Annotated in this window: 16 protein-coding genes; 3 read left to right on the top strand and 13 right to left on the bottom strand. The window is 74.1% G+C overall.

Annotated features, from left to right (window positions below; genetic code table 11):
- Positions 1-12: 12 nt before the first annotated feature.
- Together AB0D49_RS20395 and AB0D49_RS20390 are read right to left on the bottom strand one after the other, a co-directional pair.
- A complete protein-coding gene (locus AB0D49_RS20395) occupies positions 13-1,854 on the bottom strand; it encodes an HSP90 family protein (protein WP_362759052.1) in 1,842 nt (613 codons plus the stop codon).
- Between the two features lie 60 nt (positions 1,855-1,914).
- Positions 1,915-2,901 carry a hypothetical protein gene (locus tag AB0D49_RS20390; protein ID WP_362759050.1) on the bottom strand — a complete coding sequence of 329 codons (987 nt, stop codon included), beginning with the start codon at positions 2,899-2,901 and terminating at the stop codon, positions 1,915-1,917.
- Positions 2,902-3,074: 173 nt separating this feature from the next.
- On the opposite strand from AB0D49_RS20390, the gene AB0D49_RS20385 reads away from it, so the two are divergent.
- Positions 3,075-3,848: a DUF3592 domain-containing protein gene (locus AB0D49_RS20385; protein ID WP_362759048.1), complete on the top strand. Its 774-nt coding sequence runs from the start codon at positions 3,075-3,077 to the stop codon at positions 3,846-3,848.
- Between the two features lie 187 nt (positions 3,849-4,035).
- On the opposite strand, the gene AB0D49_RS20380 is transcribed toward AB0D49_RS20385, so the two are convergent.
- Positions 4,036-5,169: a CU044_5270 family protein gene (locus AB0D49_RS20380; protein ID WP_362759046.1), complete on the bottom strand. Its 1,134-nt coding sequence runs from the start codon at positions 5,167-5,169 to the stop codon at positions 4,036-4,038.
- Positions 5,166-5,789 (bottom strand): RNA polymerase sigma factor, encoded by a 624-nt coding sequence (locus AB0D49_RS20375; RefSeq protein WP_362759510.1) that lies wholly within the window; start codon positions 5,787-5,789, stop codon positions 5,166-5,168. Before AB0D49_RS20375 ends, AB0D49_RS20380 begins: the two co-directional genes overlap by 4 nt.
- A 247-nt stretch (positions 5,790-6,036) precedes the next feature.
- On the opposite strand from AB0D49_RS20375, the gene AB0D49_RS20370 reads away from it, so the two are divergent.
- A complete protein-coding gene (locus AB0D49_RS20370; RefSeq protein WP_362759044.1) occupies positions 6,037-6,633 on the top strand; it encodes a MarR family winged helix-turn-helix transcriptional regulator in 597 nt (198 codons plus the stop codon).
- 105 nt (positions 6,634-6,738) lie between these two features.
- Here the strand turns inward: AB0D49_RS20370 and AB0D49_RS20365 are convergent, their stop codons facing one another.
- From AB0D49_RS20365 to AB0D49_RS20325, 9 genes are all read right to left on the bottom strand, one after another.
- Positions 6,739-7,596 (bottom strand): DMT family transporter, encoded by an 858-nt coding sequence (locus tag AB0D49_RS20365; RefSeq protein ID WP_362759042.1) that lies wholly within the window; start codon positions 7,594-7,596, stop codon positions 6,739-6,741.
- A gap of 54 nt (positions 7,597-7,650) precedes the next feature.
- Positions 7,651-9,549 carry a helix-turn-helix domain-containing protein gene (locus tag AB0D49_RS20360; RefSeq protein ID WP_362759040.1) on the bottom strand — a complete coding sequence of 633 codons (1,899 nt, stop codon included), beginning with the start codon at positions 9,547-9,549 and terminating at the stop codon, positions 7,651-7,653.
- 224 nt (positions 9,550-9,773) lie between these two features.
- Positions 9,774-10,991: an FAD-dependent oxidoreductase gene (locus tag AB0D49_RS20355; RefSeq protein WP_362759038.1), complete on the bottom strand. Its 1,218-nt coding sequence runs from the start codon at positions 10,989-10,991 to the stop codon at positions 9,774-9,776.
- Complete coding sequence (locus AB0D49_RS20350) at positions 10,988-12,349, bottom strand: FAD-dependent oxidoreductase (RefSeq protein WP_362759036.1); 1,362 nt, start codon at positions 12,347-12,349, stop codon at positions 10,988-10,990. The genes AB0D49_RS20355 and AB0D49_RS20350 overlap by 4 nt, the downstream gene beginning before the upstream one ends.
- A complete protein-coding gene (locus tag AB0D49_RS20345; protein ID WP_362759034.1) occupies positions 12,346-14,511 on the bottom strand; it encodes a molybdopterin oxidoreductase family protein in 2,166 nt (721 codons plus the stop codon). The genes AB0D49_RS20350 and AB0D49_RS20345 overlap by 4 nt, the downstream gene beginning before the upstream one ends.
- Positions 14,504-15,865: a nitrate/nitrite transporter gene (locus tag AB0D49_RS20340; RefSeq protein ID WP_362759032.1), complete on the bottom strand. Its 1,362-nt coding sequence runs from the start codon at positions 15,863-15,865 to the stop codon at positions 14,504-14,506. The genes AB0D49_RS20345 and AB0D49_RS20340 overlap by 8 nt, the downstream gene beginning before the upstream one ends.
- Positions 15,866-15,893: 28 nt before the next feature.
- Positions 15,894-17,507, bottom strand: coding sequence for an AMP-binding protein (locus AB0D49_RS20335; RefSeq protein WP_362759030.1), 1,614 nt, complete (start codon positions 17,505-17,507; stop codon positions 15,894-15,896).
- A gap of 37 nt (positions 17,508-17,544) precedes the next feature.
- Complete coding sequence (locus AB0D49_RS20330) at positions 17,545-18,087, bottom strand: SRPBCC family protein (protein ID WP_362759028.1); 543 nt, start codon at positions 18,085-18,087, stop codon at positions 17,545-17,547.
- A 64-nt stretch (positions 18,088-18,151) separates the two neighbouring features.
- Positions 18,152-19,144 (bottom strand): NADPH:quinone reductase, encoded by a 993-nt coding sequence (locus tag AB0D49_RS20325; protein WP_362759026.1) that lies wholly within the window; start codon positions 19,142-19,144, stop codon positions 18,152-18,154.
- Positions 19,145-19,371: 227 nt separating this feature from the next.
- Between AB0D49_RS20325 and AB0D49_RS20320 the strand changes: the two genes are divergently transcribed.
- Positions 19,372-19,842: a GNAT family N-acetyltransferase gene (locus AB0D49_RS20320; RefSeq protein WP_362759025.1), complete on the top strand. Its 471-nt coding sequence runs from the start codon at positions 19,372-19,374 to the stop codon at positions 19,840-19,842.
- Positions 19,843-19,846: the final 4 nt, after the last annotated feature.

Raw genomic sequence — 19,846 nt, 5'->3', positions numbered from 1 at the left:
CCTTGGCTGTCCTCAGCCGTCCTTGCGGAGGGCGTGGGCGAGAAGGTCGAGGAAGGAGCGGTTGATGAGACTCGACTCGGCGGGCCGGAGCGGGCGCCGGGACAGCATCGCGGCCTGTCCGTAGAGCGCTTCGGCGCTGGTGCGGGCCAGTTCGGGGGTGTCGATGGCGACGGCGGCGCGGACCAGGGGGTTGAGCTGGTTGAGGATGAGCTGGGCGCGGGGTGCCTCGTGGCGCAGCGCGCCGAGGATGTCGCCCCACAGTCCGCCCTGCTGCTCCCGGGCGAGCTGGGAGCGGGTGCGTTCGTGGCGGGCCTCGCGGTTGTCGAGGAGCAGGGCGGGCGCGGAGGCGGGCTGGAAGGTGCGCAGCGTGACATCGCAGTCGAAGACGGCGAGGGTGTCGCGGGCCTGGGCGAGATAGGCCGCGGCGGCGAGTTCGGTGTCCCGGTCGACGGGGTCGAGATGGGCGGTGAGGGTGGCCGGGTCGAGGTCGGCGACGCTGATCTCGGGGCGGATCTCGGGCAGCCGGTGGACGAGCTGCCGGTCGTAGGTGTAGCCGCCGTTGACGACGCCGAGTCCGGCGGCCGAGGCGATGGCGGCGACCTGCCGGAACTCCTCGACTCCGGTGGTGACCAGCACGGTGCGGTGGGCGCGGGCGAACTCGTCGAGGGTGGTGTGTCCGTCGGTGGTCTCGAACGGCAGCCAGGGCAGCAGCATCCGCAGGATCTCGTCGTCGTGCACGGCCAGTGACTTGACGGCCAAGTGGTGGGCCTGGAGGAAGCGGCCGAGGAGTTCCGGGTCGCTGGCGGCGGTACGGGAGATCCAGTCGCGCAGACAGCCGGCGAGGGCGTCACGGACGGCGGCGAGGGTGTCGTCCTCGTAGAGGGACTCGCGGGACGCGGTGGGGCGCAGGCTCTCGGCGTCGATCACACAGCGGACGAAGAACGCCCACTCGGGCAGGATCTCCTCGGCGTGCTCGGACAGCAACATGCCCTTGACGTGGACGCGGTGCCCGCTGCGGCGTCCGGCCGGTACCGGCTCGGGCAGCACACAGGCGATGCCCTTGAGGCCCACCGCGGGGAGGTCGAGTTCGATGGTGTCCAGGGGCTTGAACCCGAAGACCTGCTCGCCATAGGCGGCCAGGGCGCGGGAGCGGGCGCCCGGGGTGGGGTGGGGGGTGACCCAGGGGGCGGGTTCGGGGTTGACGGCGACGGCCGGGCCGCCGCCGTCAACGAAAGTGACCGGGTGGCGCAGCAGGGCGCCGAAGTGCCGGGCCAGGGCGTGCACCTGGGCGGGCCGGGTCCACTCCCCGGCGTCGGCGCGCGGGGTGAGGGTGACGGTGGTGCCGGGCCGGGGGCGGGTGGCGGCGGGCAGGGCGCGGACCGTGTAGCTGCCGTCGCCGCGGCCCCGCCACTCCACGGCGGGCGCGTCGGGGGTGCGGGCGGAGCGGCTGAGGACGTGGATCTCGTCGGCGACGAGGAAGCAGGACAGCAGGCCGATGCCGAACTGGCCGATGTAGTCGGCGCGTTGTTCGGCGATCCGGTCGGCGCGTTTGCTGCTGCGGCCGATGGTGGCGAGGAAGGTGTGGACGTCGTCCTCGGTGAGGCCCACTCCGTCGTCCTCGACACGTACGGCGGTGCCGTCGGCGGTGAGCCGGATACCGAAGGCGCCCGCGGGGGCGGTGGGTTCGAGGGTGTGCCGGGCGGTCAGGGCGTCCACCGCGTTCTGGAGGAGTTCGCGCAGATAGACCCGGGGGCTGGAGTAGAGGTGGTGGGAGAGCAGGTCGACCAGGCCGCGCAGGTCCACCTGGAACGTGCGGTCGGCGCCGGGCGGGGGCGGGGTGTCGGGCAGTGTCATCGGGCAGTCCGGGGTGCGGTGTTCGGGATACGGGAGGGTGCTGCGAGGGGAGCGGAGCGCTCAGGCGCGGCGGCGGGCGCGGCCGTACGCCTCTTCCGGCTCGGCCAGGTAGGCCCAGGGCCAGGAGGTGAAGGCGCCGCCGAGTTCGTGGAAGAGGCGGGCGCACACCTTGCTCTCGGCGGCCAGCGACAGGGCCATGGCGAAGGCGTTGAAGTCGTACTGCCAGCCGGGGGTCCGGACATAGGCGGGGTGGAGGATGCTGTGCCGGGCGGCCTCGCACAGCTCCTGGCGGATCGCGCGGGTCTCCAGACAGTCCTGCCGGTCCGACTCGACCCACTCCTCGATATGGGCGAAGGCGATCACACAGCCGAGCGGATGCCCCTCGGGCGCCGTCGCGTACACCTCGCGGGCGTAGGCGAGCGCCGCACCGGGCTCACCGCCCCACCGGGGCTGCAACTGGGTCACCCGCTCCGCGTGGATCTGCGGGTCCAGCGGGGCGCGGCGCAGCGCGGCGGCGAGCCGGGTCTCCTGCACCGCGGCGCCCACCGACATGCCACGGCCCGAGACGAGCAGCTGACGCCAGGGTGTGATCCACTCCGGGCGCAACTCGGCGGCCTCCAGGAGGTGTTCCTCAGCGATGTGCAGCCGCTCGTGGAAGATCTTCCACTGCTCCTGGGTGACATCCACGGCTCGGGCGTCGGTACGGGCCTCCCAGCCCCAGGTGACATGGCGCAGCCCGGAGATCAGCAGGGCCGTGGCGCGGTGCTCCTTGTCGCGCCGCACCGGGCGTCCGATCCACTCCTCGATGCCCTCGATCTCGGCCAACTGGCCGAGGACGCGGTGGTCGCGGCCCAGGTCGAAGGGGGCGGAGGTCTCCTTGATGCCCTCCCAGTCGCCGTCCTCGGCGGCCCGCACCAGGGCCATGACCCGGGTGTCGCCGAGGGCCCGCAGCGGGTGGACACCACTGCGCCGGGTGCCGGGGACGGGCAGGGCGTAGGTATCCGCCGCGGGTCTCTCCCCGTCCCTGCCGAACAGCTTGCCGAACACGCCGCGCCTCCCCGGTTCCCGCTCGCTCGTCCGCCGCAGCATAGACGGTGGCGCACCTGCTCCTGCCACGGGTTATGGCCTGGGCGGCGCGATGCCGGGCGGGCGGAGTTCGGCCCCTGAAGACAAGGCCGTTCACTGTGCAACCTTTGGTGGATCCGGGGGGTCCAAGGGTCATGGTCACTTCCGGCGTTCCCGCCCAGATCCTGCCCGGACGAGGTGTCACCGCGGTACTCGACGCCGAGGGCGTCCAGCTCACCCAGCACAGACAGGTGCTCGACATCCCCTTCCCCGCCATCGGCGAGGTCGGTACCGACGGCCCGCAGGCCGTGGTCATCACCCTCACCGACGGGGTCACCCACCGGATCGAGGGCGGAAACCCGGCGGCCACCCGGGCGTTCGTGACGGCACTGGCCGCCGCGCTGCCCGAGCGGCGCGATCCGCGCGGCAGCGCGCTCACCCACTCCGACACCCTGCCCGAGGAGACGGGAGGGCGGCTGGTGGGGGCGCTGCTGTGGGTCGTGCCGCTCGCCTATCTCGCCTACGCGGGTTGGGTGGGCACGGTGCACGGTTCCCGGGTCCTGGGCGTGGTCATCGGGGTGTTGCCGCTGGTCATGGGCGTGGCGATGCTCGGTACCGCCGGGCATGACGTGTGGCGCCGGACGATACTGCGGGGCCGGGGGATCGTCGTCCCGGCCTACGCGGCGGGCCGGGTCAGCGGGAAGACGACCAGCTATGTCTACAAGGACGTCGAGGGCCACGAGCACGAGTACCGGAGCAGGCTGAGCACGTCCACCATCGAGGTGGCCTACGATCCACGCCGTCCCGAGCGGGCCGCCTCCCAAGTCACCCTGCTGGCACTGCTGGCGAAGCTGGTGGCCTTGCTCCTCGGCGGGCTGTTCCTGACGGCGGTGGGCGGGTTCCTGGTGTTCGGCGTGCTGGTGGAGTGACCGTCCCCGGCCCGGGGAGCCGGACCGGGGACGCGCCGCGGACGAGGTGGGTCGGGGGGCGGTCCGCCCGGCGGACGTGCCTCAAGGGGCGGTCCGTCCGGCAGGGAGCCTCGAGGGGCGGCCCATCGCCAACGCGGTCCGTCCGGCAGGCGTGCCCCAAAGGGGCGCCCCGTCCAACGGACTCGGCTCAGGGGGCGGTCGGTCCCGTGGGCGTCTCGCCCTGCCGGTCGACCACGCCGCGGGCCATGACGGCGTCCGTGCCGAACAGTTCGTCACCGGAGGAGCCGGAGGCACCGGACCCACCGGACCCACCAGATCCACCGGGCCCACCGGCCCCCTCCGACGCACCCGACGCACCCGACGCACCCGCCACGTCCACGAAGTACTGCTGCGACCCGAGATACACCAAGCTCTCCTCGTCGAAGATCAGCACCGACCGTGTCGCGGAGCCCTCCGCCTCATGGGTGATGCCGATGCCGTGGCGGCCCGCCGCGTCGACGGCGTCCGGCACCCAGGTGATGCCGGGGATCTCGGCGAGCGCCCGGTACAGCGCGGCGGCGGTGCCGGGCGGCAGGAGCGATCCGCTGAGGAGATCGCCGATCGCGCCGAACACCGCCTGGTCCTCCGAGTCGCCCTCGGCCACGGTGATCTGGGCGCGGAGCCGGTCGAGCAGCGCGTCCGGGTCGCCGGGCAGCGCGGCGAGCCAGGCGTAGGTGGGTCGGCGCAGTCCGGGTCCTTCCGCGTCACCGGAGGTGACCGGGATCAACTGCCCCGGCATGACCGCGTCCTGGCCGCTGGCGCGCAGCCAGCCGGTGACGGTGACCGGTTCCGGCCGCTGGGCCGTCCAGCTCTCCGCCCGGTGCGCGGCGCCGAGTTTTACCGGGCCGCCGAAGTCACCCTTGTTCTCCCGCGCCAGCCGCTCGACATAGACGAACTGGTCCTCCCGGACCGGTACGGCGTCGGTCCGCGCGGCGGCGGCGGCGATCCGGTCGAGGGTGACATGGGCGGTGCCTGTCCGGGGCTGTGCGCCGACGGCCGGGGCGGGACCGTTCTCGCCGCCGGTCAGGGTGACGGCGAGGACACCGGCCAGGGCCAGGGCGGCGGCGGGCAGCGCGAGGGCCGGGCGCGGGAGGCGGCGGCGGGCCGGAACCGGGGCCGGGGCGGACTCGGGGGTGTGGGGGTCGTGGTCGAGCTGACGCATCAGGGATTCCTTGAGCAGGCGGTGCCGCGTCGGAGGGAGGAGATCCCAGTCGGCCGAGGCCGCGAGCAGGTCCTCCGCCTCGTTCCGGGCCGGACCGGGGCGCTGGTGGTCGGTGTTCATGGGGTCTCCTCCCGCAGCGGCAGGGCCGCGAACGCGGCCTCACTCTCTTTCGTTCCGCGGCGGGGCCACGGTTCCGTACCGTCCTGGATGTGCGCGGATGCGGAGCTGTACCGGGCGAGCCGGGCGCGGGCGCGGGACAGCCGGGAGCGGACGGTGCCGACCGGGACGCCGAGCGCCTCGGCGGCCTGCTGGTAGTCCAGTCCGGCGCCCACGCACAGCGCGATCACCTCGCGGTCGGCGCGGCGCAGCCGCCGCAGGGCCGTGTGGACCCGGGCGAGTCGGCGGGCGTCGTCGATCCGGCCGGCCGTCTCGTCCGCGAAGTCCGCGACCGGCGGGGGCCCGGGGTCGCGGGCCAGGAAGGCGAGCCGCCGCCGCAGTCCTCGGTTGGCGTTGTGCGCCTTGTGGGTCGCGATGCCGAGCAGCCAGGGCGTGAGCGAGCCGCCGCCCTCCTCGACGGTCGCGCGGCTGCGCCACGCCGCCAGGAACGTCTCGGACATCACGTCCTCCGCCTCCGCGCGGCTGCCGGTCAGTCGCAGGGCGTGGTGGTAGACCGCGCGGGCGCTGCGGTCGTACAGGGCGGCGAACGCCTCCCGGTCGCCCGCCCGCACGCTCGCGCGCAGCGTGTCTTCGGGTCCGTCATCGGGTTCTGTTTCCCTCACACCTCGTACTCTCCGCAGGCCCGGCACGGTTCCGGTGTGCTGGGTCACACCGCCCCGGGCGGGCGGTGTGACCCAGCACGCGGCAGAGCCAATCAGAGGGGGTGGCTCCGGTCCGGACCCGGGATTAGATTGGTTGCGGAAAGATAAGTAATACGGGATATGTCAGCTCATATATCACCTTTCCCGGCTTTCGCTGGCAGTGGTCTTCATGGGGACGAGCGAGGGGACGAGCGAGGTCTCCGCCACGGTCCCGCCCGGCCCGGGGACGGACTGGGTGCCGGCCCCCGGTACCGGTGGGTCGACCGCCCGCAGTGAGCGGCCCCTCCCCTCCCCCGCGACCGGCGCGGAGTGCGCGAGTGACGCCGAACTGGCCGGGCGGCTGCGGATGGCGATCCAGCACCTCGGCCCGCTGCTGCGGGGCGGTCAGCGCACCGACCCCGGTCTCACACCCAGTCGGCTGGCCGCGCTGAGCGTGCTCGACGAGGTGAGCCCCGTACGGATCGGGGAGCTGGCCGCGCGGACCGGGATCACCCTGTCCACGGCCTCACGGATGGTGGATCTGCTGGTGGCCGCCGGATGGGTGGGGCGCGCACCGGACCCGAAGGACCAGCGGGCGAGTCTGCTCTCGCTCACCGGTGCCGGCAGATCGGTGCTGCGGGCGGCGCGGACCGAGATCACGGGCGCGCTGGCGCGGGAGATCGCGCTGCTGGACGAGGGACCGCGCGGGCTGCTGCGGGAGGCACTGCCCGCGCTGGAGGCACTGGCCCGGCAGGCGAGGCTGCGGCCACCGGAGGGGCGGGGGTAGGCAGGGCGGACGCAGGCGGGCCCGGCGTAGACAGGGCGGCCACCGCCGGGGCGGGCGTAGGCGGGCCGGGACTTGGTGGAGCCGGCGGAGGCGGCGGGGTCGCCGTCAGTGGGCGATCTCCGCCAGTTGCGGTACGACCCGGGTCAGCCGCAGGACGCCCCACAGGATCAGGCCGATGCCGAGTGCCTCCGGCAGCAGCCACCAGCCGGTGCGCACGGTCTCGTCGAACAGGGCGACGCCCAGCAGCAGGCTGACGGCCGCGTCCCCGACGGTCAGGGCGGGCTGGGAGGCGGCGAGGGGGCCCGCCTGGAGGGCGTTCTCCAGCAGGAGCAGGGCGGCGACTCCGGTGAGGGCGAAGCCGTAGGTCTGCCAGGTGGTGAGGAAGGCGGTCAGGCCCGCGTCGGCGAAGCGGCCGGTGGCGGACTTCATCAGGGCGGCGGTCACCGCGTTGCCGATGGCGGCGGCGCCGGCGAGGGCGGCGGCGCGGAACAGCGGGGAGGTGGCGGAGCGGACGAGCAGCACGGCGGCGGTGATGGCGCCGAGCGCCAGCAGCAGGACCGGGATCCATCGGGTCATGGGCGCCTGCTGCCGGCTGCCCGCCGGGGCGGCGGAGGCCAGCAGCAGGGTCAGGCCCGCGACCATGGCGCCCACCGCCCACCAGCCCGGCGGGCTGAGGCGGCGGTGCAGGAGGGGGACGGCGACCAGCAGCGCGAAGGGCAGTTCCAGGATGAACAGCGGCTGCACCAGGGCCATGGGGCCGTTGACCAGGGCCAGCGCCTGGAAGAGGGCCGCGCAGGTGACGCCGAGGATGCCGATGCCCCAGGCGGGGCGGCGGGCGAGGGTCCGCAGCAGACCGAGGCCGCCGCCCCGGGACACGGTGGCGGCGGCCTTGCGCTGGAAGGCGGTGCCCACGGCGTTGCTCAGGGCGCCGAGGACGGCGAAGAGCACGGCCAGCAGGATCATGGATCCACCATGCCCCGCCACCGCGCCGGACGCCCCGCGAGCCCGGGACCCGCCCTACGGCCGCAGTGCCTCGCGCATCCGGCGGATGCGCAGGGCGAGCTGGATCTCCAGCGCCCGGTCCGCCTGCTGCCAGGTGGGGCCGAGCATCTCCGTGATGCGTTCCAGGCGGCGTTCGACGGTGTTGCGGTGGACGTGGAGCATACGGGCCGCGTAGGTCGGGGAGCCGCCCATGGCGTAGTAGGCCTCCAGGGTCGGGATCAGGCCCGTACGGCGTTCGGAGTCGTAGTCGATGACGGGGCCGAGGACGGAGCGGACGAAGCCCTCCGTGTCGCGTTCGTCGGAGAGCAGCAGGCCGAGGAAGCCCATGTCGCGGGCGGAACCCGCGCTTCCGTTGGCGCCCAGGACGGCCATGGCGTCCAGGCAGCGGCGGGCCTCCAGATAGATGTCCCGGACGGTGTCCAGGCCGCGCGTGGGTCCGGCGGCGGCGACGGTGACCTCGCCGCCCGCCAGCGGGACGAGGTCCTCATGGACGGTCTTGGCGGCCATGCTGGCGTCCTCGCCGGGGAGGATGAGGACGGTGGTGTCCTCGAAGGTGGCGGAGAGTCCGCCGACCCGGCGGGAGTACTGGGCGGCCCAGAAGCCCTGGATGTCCCGGTCGGCCTCGCGGGCGACCACGACGACATGCGGCAGGCTGAGGTTGATGCCCAGATTGTGGGCGCGGTTGCCGAGGCGGCCGACGGCCCGGCCGTCGCTGGAGATGAGATCGGTGAGCAGTTCGTTGCGCTGGGCGGTGAGCACGGTGGCCTTGGCGTCGAACACCATCAGCATCACCCCGGCGGCCTGGGCCATGAGCGAGAGTCTTCGGCGCCGGAAGCCGTCGAGGGGCCGGTCGGGGTACAGGACGAGGGTGCCGAGGGGTTCGTCGCCCGCGGCGATGGGCACGGCCCAGCTCCCGTCGTCCAGTTGCCGGGCCTCGCGGGAGGTCCACGCCTCGGTGATGGCGGTGCCGTCGTCGTAGGTGTCGGGCATCTCGCCCGCGCGGGCGACGACCCGGCCGTCATGGGTGTAGATGCGCAGCGCGCCGGTGAGTTCACGGGCGATCTCGGTGCTGAAGGCGGTGAGGTCCATGCCGCTGAGCAGCCGTCCCATCACCCGGTCCTGCATGGTGGTCAGTTCGGTCAGTTCCCGCATGGCGCGTTCGGCGCGGGCGGTGAACTGCTCGGTGACGGCGAAGTCGGCGACGATCCGCTCGTGCTCGCGCAGCCGCTCGTACATCGCCATGGCCAGTTCGCCGAGGGAGTTGGCGAGGGAGACCTCGTCGACGGTGAGGTGGCGGGTGGTGCGGTGGGCGGCGTAGAGCACGCCGACGATGCGGTGTTTCCGGCTGAGCGGCACCGCGAGCATGGTGGTGACGGCCTCCTGGCGCAGGAACGCGTCGGTGGTCTCGTCGGGGTTGAAGGCGGGGTCGGCGAGGCTGTCGAGGGTCCAGACCGGGGCGCAGTCGGGCAGGGCGCTGGAGGCGAGCCGGGTGGCGGCGGGCAGCCGCAGGCCGACCAGGGCGCTGGATATGTTGCCGTCGACGCTGCGGACGGCGGCGGACGAGCCGCCCTCGTCGAAGAGGGCGACGAAGGCCAGGTCGACCATGAGCAGTTGCCGGGTGCGCGCGGTGAGCACGTCCAGCAGGGCGCCGAGGTCGGCGGCGAGCATCAGGTCACGGGCGGATTCGGCCAGTGTCTTCAGGCCGAGTTCGCGCCGTTCGGCCTGGCGGAACCGGGCGTGCACCCGGGCGGCCAGGCGTTCGGCGCCCCGCAGACCGCGTAACCGCTCGGTGCCCACGCCCGCCGACTGCGCGGCGGTGACCAGTCCTTCCACCGCTTCCTCCGGTGCCGCGTCCGCCAGCAGTGCGAGCACGGCCAGTGCGTCCGCGTTCGAGTCGTCCGTCATCGCCGCCATGAAGAGCTCCGTCCCCCCGTGGTCCCGGCCCGCTCTTGCTTGTCCCAGGTGTGCGTGGTGACCAGCGGGTCACCCACCTGCGTGCGGGAGCGAAGGTCCCACCCGCCAGGCGCCCTCATGGTTCTTCACCACGGCACATACACATACGATCTTGCTTGAACTTTACATGATTTTTGGACAGGCGGGGGACCGACAACAGGGCGTTCCGGAGAAAAGGTTTTGCGTCAGCTCCCTCCCGCCCCGGCCAGCAACCGCTCGGGCGACAAGGGTAGTTGACGTCCCATCAGATTGCGTAGAACCGGGAAGGCCCGGACGTCTCCGGCCAGTACACCGCCGAGCAGGGTGCGGGCGTCGGCGGCCAGCACCAGCCGGGTGTGCGTGCGGCGGGGGTGGTCGGTTCGCGCCAGTGTCACCGCCCCGTCGGTCGTGGCATGGAGGTCTCCGAAACTGGCCAATTCCACACCGAGCAGTTTCAGCCGGGTGGACAGGTCCGGGGCGGCGGGAAAGGCATCGGCGTCCCCTCCCACCAGCCGGGCCGCCACCGCCTCCGCCATCCGCCGGCCGGGATCGGCCAGCGCGTGGCAGCGGCCCCGGACGGCGGCGCACTCGCCGATCGCCCAGACGGCCGGGTCGGCGGTGCGGCAGTGCCCGTCGACCAGGAAACCGCCGCGCGGACCGACGGCCAGGGCGGCGGGAGCGGCGAGTTCGTCGCGCGGACGCACCCCGGCGGCGAAGACGACCAGTTCGGCGGGGAGTTCCGTGCCGTCGTCCAGGACGACCGTCCGGGCCCGGCGTCCGCCCGGTCCGGTCACCGCGCGCACCCCGCGCCCGCAGTGCGCCCGCACGCTGAGAGCGCTCACCCGTTCGCCGACCACGGCCCCGGCGCCGTCGTCGGTCTGGAGCGGCATCAGACGGGGCGCCAGTTCCACCACATGCGGGCGCATCCCGAGGGCCAGCAGCCCCCCGGCCGCCTCCAGACCGAGGAGTCCGCCGCCCACCACGACACCGGGCCGCCCGGGGACGGCGGCGGCGCGGAGCGCGTCGAGGTCCTCGGGGGTGCGGTAGGTGAAGCAGCCGGGCAGGTCGTGGCCGGGCACCGGGGGGACGAAGGGGCGCGACCCGGTGGCCAGGACCAGCGCGTCGTAGGCGATGCGCTCGCCGTCGGCGGTGGTCACCGTGCGGGCCGCGCGCTGGACGGCGGTGACCCTGGTGGACAGCCGCAGCTCGACCCGGTCGGGCTGGCCGGGAGCGGGCAGGGCGAGGTCGTCCGCGCGGCGGCCGGTGAGGCAGGAGGTCAGGGCGACCCGGTCGTAGGCGGGGCGGGGTTCCTCCGCCAGGACGACGATCCGCCAGGCGCGGGCGTGGTCCAGCGCGAGCAGCGTGGTCAGCAGGCGGTGGCCGGCCATGCCGTACCCGGCGAGGACCAGGGTGCGGGCGCTCATGCCGCCGCCGGGGTCGGCGGGGCGCCGCAGATCCGGCGGACGTCGGAGGCGCAGCCGCCGCAGCCGGTGGTGGCGCGGGTGGCGGCGGCCAGCGCGGGCAGATCGCGGGCACCGCCCCGGCAGGCGGCCAGCAGGGCGTCCTTGGTGACGCCGTTGCAGACACAGACGACGGCCGTGCCGGGGAGGTCCACCGGGGCGGCGCCGGTGTCGGCGGGACGGCCGAGCAGCAGGTCGAGGCGGCCCTCCGGGACCGGCAGGGCGTGGTCGTGGAGCCGGGTGAGGGCGGCCACCGCGTGCGGCAGACCGAGGAGTTGCGCCCCGGCCACCCGGCCCGCGCGCAGGACGAGCCGGGCGTACCGGGCGCGTGCCGGGTCGGCGCAGACGACGGTCTCGTCGCCGGTCGCGCCGGGCGGTCCGAGCACGGCCAGGTCGAGGCCGGGCGCCTTCAGGCGCAGTTGGACGGGGGCGGGCCGGTAGCGGGCGGGGCCGCCGGTGACGATCCGGGCGACCACGTCGGCCTGGTCGAAGGCGGCCAGGAGCCCGGCGAGGACGCGCCCGTCGTGCTCGGCGCAGTCGCCGAGGGCGTGCACGCGGGGGTCGTCGGTGCGCAGCGTGTCGTCGACCAGGACACCACGGCGGACGGCGAGTCCGGCCGCGCGGGCGAGCCGGGTGCGGGGGGCGGCGCCGGTGCAGTGCAGGACGGTGGACGCGGGGACGGTCCCGCCGTCGTCCAGGACGAGGCCGGCGGGCGCTCCCCCGCGCTGGACCACGGCCCTGCGGCCGGGGACCAGGGTGATGCCGTCGGCGGCCAGCCGCCCGGCGAGCAGCGCCCCGGCGGTGGCGTCGAGGAACCGTCCGAGGGGGTACGGGCCGGGGTGGACGAGGGTGACCGGGCGTCCGGCGCGGCACAGGGCGAGGGCCGTCTCCACACCGTGGACGCCGCCTCCGACGACGGCCGCCGGTCCGGGGCGGGACGTGGGCGCGGGGGTCCCGGTGAGCGTGCGGGGCGCGCCGGGGTGGCGGGGCCGGGCGCCGGTGGCCAGGACGAGGACGTCGTAGGGGTGGGCGGCGCCGTCGTCGGTGTGCACCAGACGCCGGAGGCGGTCGAGGCGGCGGACGGTGACGCCGGTGAGCAGCCGGGTGTCGCCGGGGAGCCGGGGCAGGGCGAGGGCGTCGGGGGTGAGGGTGCCGTCGAGGACGGAGGTGAGCAGGGCCCGGTTGTACGGGGGGACGGGTTCGGCGCCGAGGAGGGTGACCGGACCGTGGTGGCCGTGGTGGCGCAGCCGCTCCACGAGCCGGTGCCCGGCGGGTCCGGCACCGACCACGACGACGGCGGACGCGGCGGCGGTGGGGGTCATGTCTGCTCCGCCCGGGGCCCGGTCAGCGGCTCCACGCGGACCGCGCTCACCTTGAACTCGGGCATTCCGCTGCGCGGGTCGAGGGCGTCCCCGGTGAGGAGGTTGGCCCGGCCCCGGCCGCCGTAGTGGAAGGGCAGGAAGACGGTGTCGGGGCGCAGGGTGCCGTCCAGGCGGACCCGGGCGACGGTGGTGCCGCGCGCCGAGCGGACGGCGGCGAGCGCGCCCTCGGTGACGCCCGCGCGGGCGGCGGTGTCCGGGTGGATCTGCACGAACGCCTCCGGCGCCGCCTGGTTCAGCTCCGGTACGCGGCGGGTCTGCGCCCCGGACTGGTACTGGGCCAGGACGCGTCCGGTGGTGGCGTACAGGGGGTAGGCGGGGCTGGGCACGTCGGCGGGGTCGCGGTGCTCGACCTCGGCGAAGCGGGCGCGGCCGTCGGGGTGGTCGAAGCGGTCGAGGAAGAGGCGGGGGGTGCCGGGGTGGAGGTGCGGTGGTCCTGAGGAACCGTGTGGCTCGGGGGGCTCGGGTGACTCGGGCGACCTGTCAGGGGCCGATGACAGGTCGGCGTCCGCCGGGCACGGCCAGTGCAGTGCCTCCCCCCGGTCGAGGCGTTCGTAGCTGACACCGGCGTAGTCCGCGGTGCCGTCGCGGGACGCGGCGCGCAGTTCCTCGAAGACCGCGCGCGGGTCGGTCGGCCAGCGGTCGGCGGGTTGGCCGAGGCGGACCGCGAGGCCGTGCAGGAGTTCCAGGTCGGTGCGGACGCCGGGCGGCGGGGTGAGGGCGCGGCGGCGGCGCAGGACGCGGCCCTCCAGACTGGTGGTGGTGCCCTCCTCCTCGGCCCACTGGGTGACGGGCAGCACGACGTGGGCGAGCGCGGCGGTCTCGGACGGCACGAAGTCGGCGACGACCAGCAGGTCCAGGGCGGCGAGCCGGGCGGTGACCCGGGCGGAGCGGGGCGCGGAGACCACCGGGTTGGAGCCGAGGACCAGCAGGGCGCGCGGGCCGTTCTCGGTGCCGAGGGCGTCGAGGAGCGCGTAGGCGCTGCGGCCGGGGCCGGGCAGGGTGTCGGGGTCGACGCCCCAGACGGCGGCGGTGTGGGCGCGGGCGGCGGGGTCGGTGATCCGCCGGTAGCCGGGCAACTGGTCGGCTTTCTGGCCGTGTTCGCGTCCGCCCTGGCCGTTGCCCTGCCCGGTGAGCGCGCCGTAGCCGCTGCCGGGGCGGCCGGGCAGCCCGAGGGCGAGGGCCAGGTTGATGACGGCGGCGGCGGTGTCGGTGCCCTTGGTGTGCTGTTCGACGCCCCGGCCGGTGAGCAGATGGGCCCGCTCGGCGCCGCCCAGCAGGCGTACGGCCCGGTACTGGTCGGCGACGGGGACGCCGGTGACGCGTTCGACGCGCTCGGGCCACCAGGTGACGGCCCGGCCCCAGGCGTCCTCGAAGCCCCGGGTGCGGGTGTCGACGTAGGTCCGGTCGAGGTGGCCGTCGGCGACGGCGAGGTGGAACAGGCCGAGGAACAGGGCGAGATCGGTGCCGGGCACGGGCTGGAGGTGCAGCGCGGCCTGGGCGGCGGTGCGGGTGCGGCGCGGGTCGACGACCACGAGGGCGGCGCGGGTGAGGTGGCGCATCAGGGGCGGCATGGTCTCGGCGGGGTTGGCACCGGCCAGCAGCACCGCGTCGGAGGCCGCGAGGTCGGTGACCGGGAAGGGCAGTCCCCGGTCGGTGCCGAAGGCGGCGGTGGCCGCGGCGGCGGCCGAGGACATGCAGAAGCGGCCGTTGTAGTCGATCTGGCTGGTGCCGAGGGCGAGCCGGGCGAACTTGCCGAGCAGATACGCCTTCTCGTTGGTGAGTCCGCCGCCGCCGAACACCGCGACGGCGTCCGGGCCGTACCGCTCGCGGATCGCGCGCAGCCGCTCGGCGACGGTGTCCAGGGCGGTGTCCCAGTCGGTGACCCACTGCCGTCCGCCGGGTCCTCGCAGCAGCGGCGTGCGCAGCCGGTCGGGGGTGGTGAGCAGGGCGGGGGCGGTCCAGCCCTTCTGGCACAGCCCGCCCTGATTGACGGGGAAGTCGGGGTCGGGTTCCACGGTGAGGGTGCCCGCGGGGCCGGGGGCGAGGAGGGTGGCGCACTGGAGGGCGCAGTAGGGGCAGTGGGTGGAGGTGCGGTCAGACACGGGTGGCCTGCCGGGGTGCGGGGGCCGTCACGTCCGCCGGGCGGGGCCGGCGTCTGAGGTAGACGGCCCAGGTGAGGACCATGCACAGGGCGTAGTAGCCGAGGAAGGACCACAGGGCGGGGGCGAGGGAGCCGCCCGCGGCGCGGAAGGCGAGGTTGATGGCGACCCCGCCGAGGGCGCCGACGGCCCCGGCGATGGCGATGACCGCGCCGGACAGCCGCCGCGCCCGCGCCAGCGCCCGCACGGCGTCCTGACCGTCCGTCACCTCCCGCTCGGCCCGCAGCGCGAAGACGGTGGGGATCATCTTGTACGTCGATCCGTTGCCGACGCCGCTGAGCACGAACAGGACGGTGAACGCGGCGACGAACCCCGCGAAGGAGCCGCCGCCCGCCGACGCGGCGAGCAGCGCCGCGGTGCCGGCCGCCATGGCGAGGAACGTCCACAGGGTGACCCGGGCGCCGCCGTACCGGTCGGCGAGTCGGCCCCCGGCGGGGCGGGCCAGCGAGCCGAGGAGCGGGCCGAGGAAGGTGAAGGTGGCGGCTTCGAGCGGAGTGGCGCCGAACTGGTGCTGGAGGACCAGACCGAAGGCGAAGCCGTAGCCGATGAAGGAGCCGAAGGTGCCGATGTAGAGCAGGGCGATCCACCAGGTGTCGGGGCTGGTGAGGGCCTCGCGCTGGGCGCCGGGCGCGCCGCGTACCGCGTCGACGTTGTCCATCTTCCAGGCCGCCAGGACTCCGGCGAGGGCGATGAGCGGGAGGTAGACGGCGATGACATGGCTGGGGTGGGTGTCGCCCGCGGTGGCGATGACGACCAGGCCGACCAGTTGGACCACGGCGACGCCGAGGTTGCCGCCGCCCGCGTTGAGGCCGAGGGCCCAGCCCTGTTTCCGCTGCGGGAAGAAGGTGGTGATGTTGGTCATCGAGGAGGCGAAGTTCCCGCCGCCGGCCCCGGCGGTGGCCCCGGCCAGCAGGAACAGCCACAGGGGGGCGCCGGGGTGGTGGACGGCGTAGAGCGCGAGGGTGGTGGGGACGAGCAGGACCAGGGAGGCGAAGACGGTCCAGTTCCGGCCGCCGAAGCGGGTCACGGCATGGCTGTAGGGCAGCCGGAGTGCCGCGCCGACCAGCGTCGGCACGGCGATGAGCAGGAACTTCTCCCCGGCGGTGAAGGTGAAGCCGTTCTCGGGGGTGAGGAAGAGGACCAGGACGGACCACAGCGACCAGATGGAGAAGCCGATGTGTTCGGAGAGCACGGACAGGGCGAGGTTGCGGCGGGCGATCCGGGCGCCCCCGTTGTCCCATGCCTGGGTGTCCTCGGGGTCCCAGCCCTCGATCCAGCGGGACGGGCGGCGGCTCATGGCGCCACCGCCCGACGGTGGCCGGTGGTCATGCCGGGGAGTCCTCGCCGGGGCCGGGCGCGGGGGTGTCCGCGGCGGCGGTGCCGGGGCCCTCGGCGAGACGGCGGGCCAGTTCCAGACGCTTGATCTTGGTGGTGGCGGTCTGCGGGAGGTCTTCGAGGCGCCACTGCACGGGCTCGGCCATGGGCGGCAGTCCGGTGACGGCCGACTGCCAGCGGACCCGGTCGAGCGGCTTGTCGTCACGGGTGCACACCACGGGCACGGGGCGGCCGTCGGTGCCCGGGATGATGATGACCTCGACCAGGTCCTCGACCCGGGCGAACAGCCGGTCCTCGATCTCCAGGGTGGACTCGACGCCGGGAATCTCGTCGACCTCGCGGTCCAGCAGATGCAGACAGCCCCACTTGGTGCGGTAGCCGATGTCGCCCATCCGCCACCAGCCGTCGTTGACCTGCTGCTGCCAGCGCGGGTGCTCGTCGAGGTAGGTGACGATCCGTCCGTCGCTGCGCACCTCGATGTAGCCGGGTGACGACTTGGTGGGCGGCTTGCCGTCCCGGCTGACCACCCGGACGTCGGTCATCCCGTAGAAGGGCGAGCCGACACAGCGGCCGTCGGCGTCGGCGCCACGCTTGACGGAGTAGGTGCGCCCGGCGATCGGGCCGACCTCGCTCTGCCCGTACATCTGGCAGAACACCGGCGACCTGCGGCGGGAGGCGCCCAGCATCTTGTGCACGGTGCGCGGGTGGATGGCGTCGAAGGTGGAGCTGAAGCACTTGACGTGGGCGAGCGGTCCGCGCGGGTCGCCGGCCAGCACCTCCCAGCGCAGGAAGGTGTTGGGGTGCGCCTCGATCAGACCGGGCGGCACCTGGGAGAAGAGTTCGGCGACGGACTCCGGCTCGTCGTCCTTGAGGATGATCAGGGGATGGCCCTGGAGGATCGCGATGGGCATCGCGGTGAACATCCGGGAGTGCACGAAGGAGACATGCACGGCGACGGGTTCGCTGCGCGATATCGCGCGGGCGACGGTGGCCTGGGGCCGGTAGCGGGCCTGGAAGGTGTGGCCGGTGTGCACGGCGAGCTTGGGGGTTCCGGTGGTGCCGGAGGTGTGGGTGATGAGGGTCGGGTGGTCGGGGGCCATGGTGACCGCCTCGACCCGCTTGACCCCGGCGAAGCGCTCCAGCGGGGTGGCCCGGGGATGGTCGCCGGAGGCCAGCAGGACCTGCTCGGTGAGGGCGAACACCTCCTCGGGCAGCTCGTCGTCCAGCTTGGCCTGATCGGTGATCAGATGCGGCCGGTCGACCCGGCGCAGCAGTTCGGCGACGGTGGCGCCGTCCAGCTTGGACGACAGCAGCACGGGTACGGCGCCGATCCGCACCACCGAGCAGGCCAGCAGGGTGATGTCGAAGCCGTCGCTCTTGTGGACGACGACCCGCTCGCCGGGGCGGACCCGTGCCGCCCACAGCCGGGAGGCGAAGTCGTCCACCAGGGACGCCACCTCGGACAGGGTGGAGCGGCGGGCGAAGTCCGGGGCGATGTCGAGATCGTGGTCGAGGACCACCAGACTCGCCGGATTCTTCGCCGCCGCCCGCTCGAAGAGCGTGCCGAGCCGTATTCCTTTGTTCCCTATGCGCTGGAGAAGCATGTGCCCACCTTTTTCACGCCGCTGACCGAGACCGGACTCAGTGCTTTTCGATGACGTCCTTGATGCGCTTGAGCGTCACATCGAGGTCGGATTCCAGCTTGGCGGTCCATTCGTTGATGAATTTCACCCGCTCGGCCTCGTCGAGGTCCGCGACAATCTTGCGGATACCGGCGGTCGCCTTGCCCATGCGGAAGTGGTGGATCAATCGGCTGCCGCTTTCGGTGGCCGCGACGTCGAAGCCCCAGACCGACTCCTGGTCCTCCTGGGCGTGCGAGAGCATCATCCAGCGGAAGGTGGCGCCCGGCTCGGCCGCGACCACCCTGGCCTCGGTGAACCAGGTGCCGCGGATGAGCGGGGCCCAGGCCACGACGGACTCGCTGCGCAGGTTCTCGCCGCGGAACACGGCGCCGACGGTGGCGGGTTCACCGGTGATCCATTCACCGCCCAGGCATTCCGGGCTCCATTCGGCGCTGCGCGGCAGATCGCTCACCACCGCGTAGACCTGCTCCGGTGTGGCGTCGACGTCGATTCCGGCGTCGAGTTCGAAAAGCGGGGTGTTGTCGACGATTGATTCACTCATGGGGAAAATCCTGCTGTGCGCCGGGGGGCCGGTCAAGGAATGACCCCAGGGTCCGTCAGGTCCCTCAGGGTGTTTTGTTTTCCATGGTGGTGTGCAGCACGATTTTCCCGCGTACCGCGCCCGATTCGAGCAGCCGGTGCGCCTCGGCGGCCCGTTCGAGGGGCAGGGCGACGATCGCGGGCGGGCGCAGGGAGCCGTCGGCGAGCAGCCGGTTGAGTCCGGCGGCGGCGTCGGCGAGTTCGGTGACGGTGGCCTGGGAGATGGCGAAGCCGGTCACCGTGTGGTCGTCGAGGTAGAGCGCCCCGGCAGGCAGGACGGGCCGGGTGCCCATCCCGGCGAGGACCACGATCCGGCCGCGCCGGGCGAGCAGGCCGAGGGCGGTCTCCAGGTCGTTGGTGCCGGTGGTGTCGAGGAACAGGTCGGCGCCGCCCGGACAGGCGTCGCGCAGCCGGGCGGTGACGTCGGGGGCCCGGTAGTCGATGACCTGGTCGGCGCCGAGGGCCCGGCAGCGGTCGGTGTCCCGGGCGCTCGCGGTGACCACCACGCGGGCTCCGGCGCGCGCGGCCATCAGGGTCAGGGCGCTGCCGACGTTCCCGCCGCCGCCGAGGACGACGACGCTCTCCCCGGCGCGCAGCCGGCCGTGGGTGAACAGCGCGAGATGGGCGGTGGCCGCCGGGTGCGCCACCGCGACGGCGGCGGCCGGGTCGACACCGGGCGGGAGGTGGTAGAGCCGGTCGGCCGGGACGACGACCTGTTCGGCGGCGGCTCCCGAACGGCCCGCGTGGCCCATGCTGTTGCACCACACCCGGTCGCCGGGGTGGAAGCCGACGGCGCCGGGCGAGGCTTCGGCGACGGTCCCGGCGAGGTCGCGGCCGATGACGAACGGCAGCGGGACCGGGGTGCGCCAGGCGCCGGACCGGACGAACGTGTCGACATGGTTCACGGCGGCGACCTCGACGTCGACCAGGACGTCGGTGGGGCCGGGCCGGGGTGCGGGCAGTTCGCCCCAGCGGATCGTGTCGGGGGAACCGAACTCTTCGATGTAGGCAGCGAACATGGCCCTGGATTCTGGCAAGCGGGCACGGGGCGCGTCTGCCACCGGCGGGGTGATGTGTCAGGTCCACTCGGGTGGCGGGGCGACGGTGTGCGGGGGCGGCGTGCGGGGGCGGTGCGCGGTGTTGCGCGTGGGCGGTGTGCGGGGTTGCGCGGGGGCGGTGTGCGGGGTGGTGCGCGCTGTGCGGGGCTGATGCGCGGAGGCCCGCGGCGGGTTTAGGCTGGGTGGTCATGGACATGACCTTCTCGGACATCGGGCCCGCCGACCCCCGGATGGACTCCGACGTCGCTCCCCTGGTGCGGGTGCTGCGTCCGGGGCTGGAGGCGGCGGCGTTCCGGGAGTTCGTGACCGAGGCCCACGGTCAGGGGCTGGTGATCACCGCCGCGCACGGCCCGGACGGCGGCTGTCTGGGCGTCGCCACCCATCGGGTGCTGGCCACCAGCCGGGGCCGGGTGCTGTTCGTGGACGACCTGGTGACCGCGCCCACGGCACGCGGCCGGGGCGTCGGCGGCCGGCTGATGGCGGAGTTGGAGCGGCGCGGCGGCGCGGCGGGCTGCGCCCGGGTCGAACTGGACTCGGGGGTCACCAACCACGGCGCCCACCGCTTCTACCACGCGGGCGGTCTGTCCATCACGGCCCTGCACTTCTCCCGTACGCTGCCGTCCGTCGCCCCGGCGTCGGGGGGCTCGCGCCCGGACTGAGCGC

This window comes from Streptomyces sp. NPDC048290, assembly GCF_040652095.1.
In the GTDB taxonomy this organism is placed as follows: domain Bacteria; phylum Actinomycetota; class Actinomycetes; order Streptomycetales; family Streptomycetaceae; genus Streptomyces.
The sequence above is the reverse complement of the archived record's forward strand: the minus strand, read 5'-3'. Positions and strand labels throughout refer to the sequence as shown.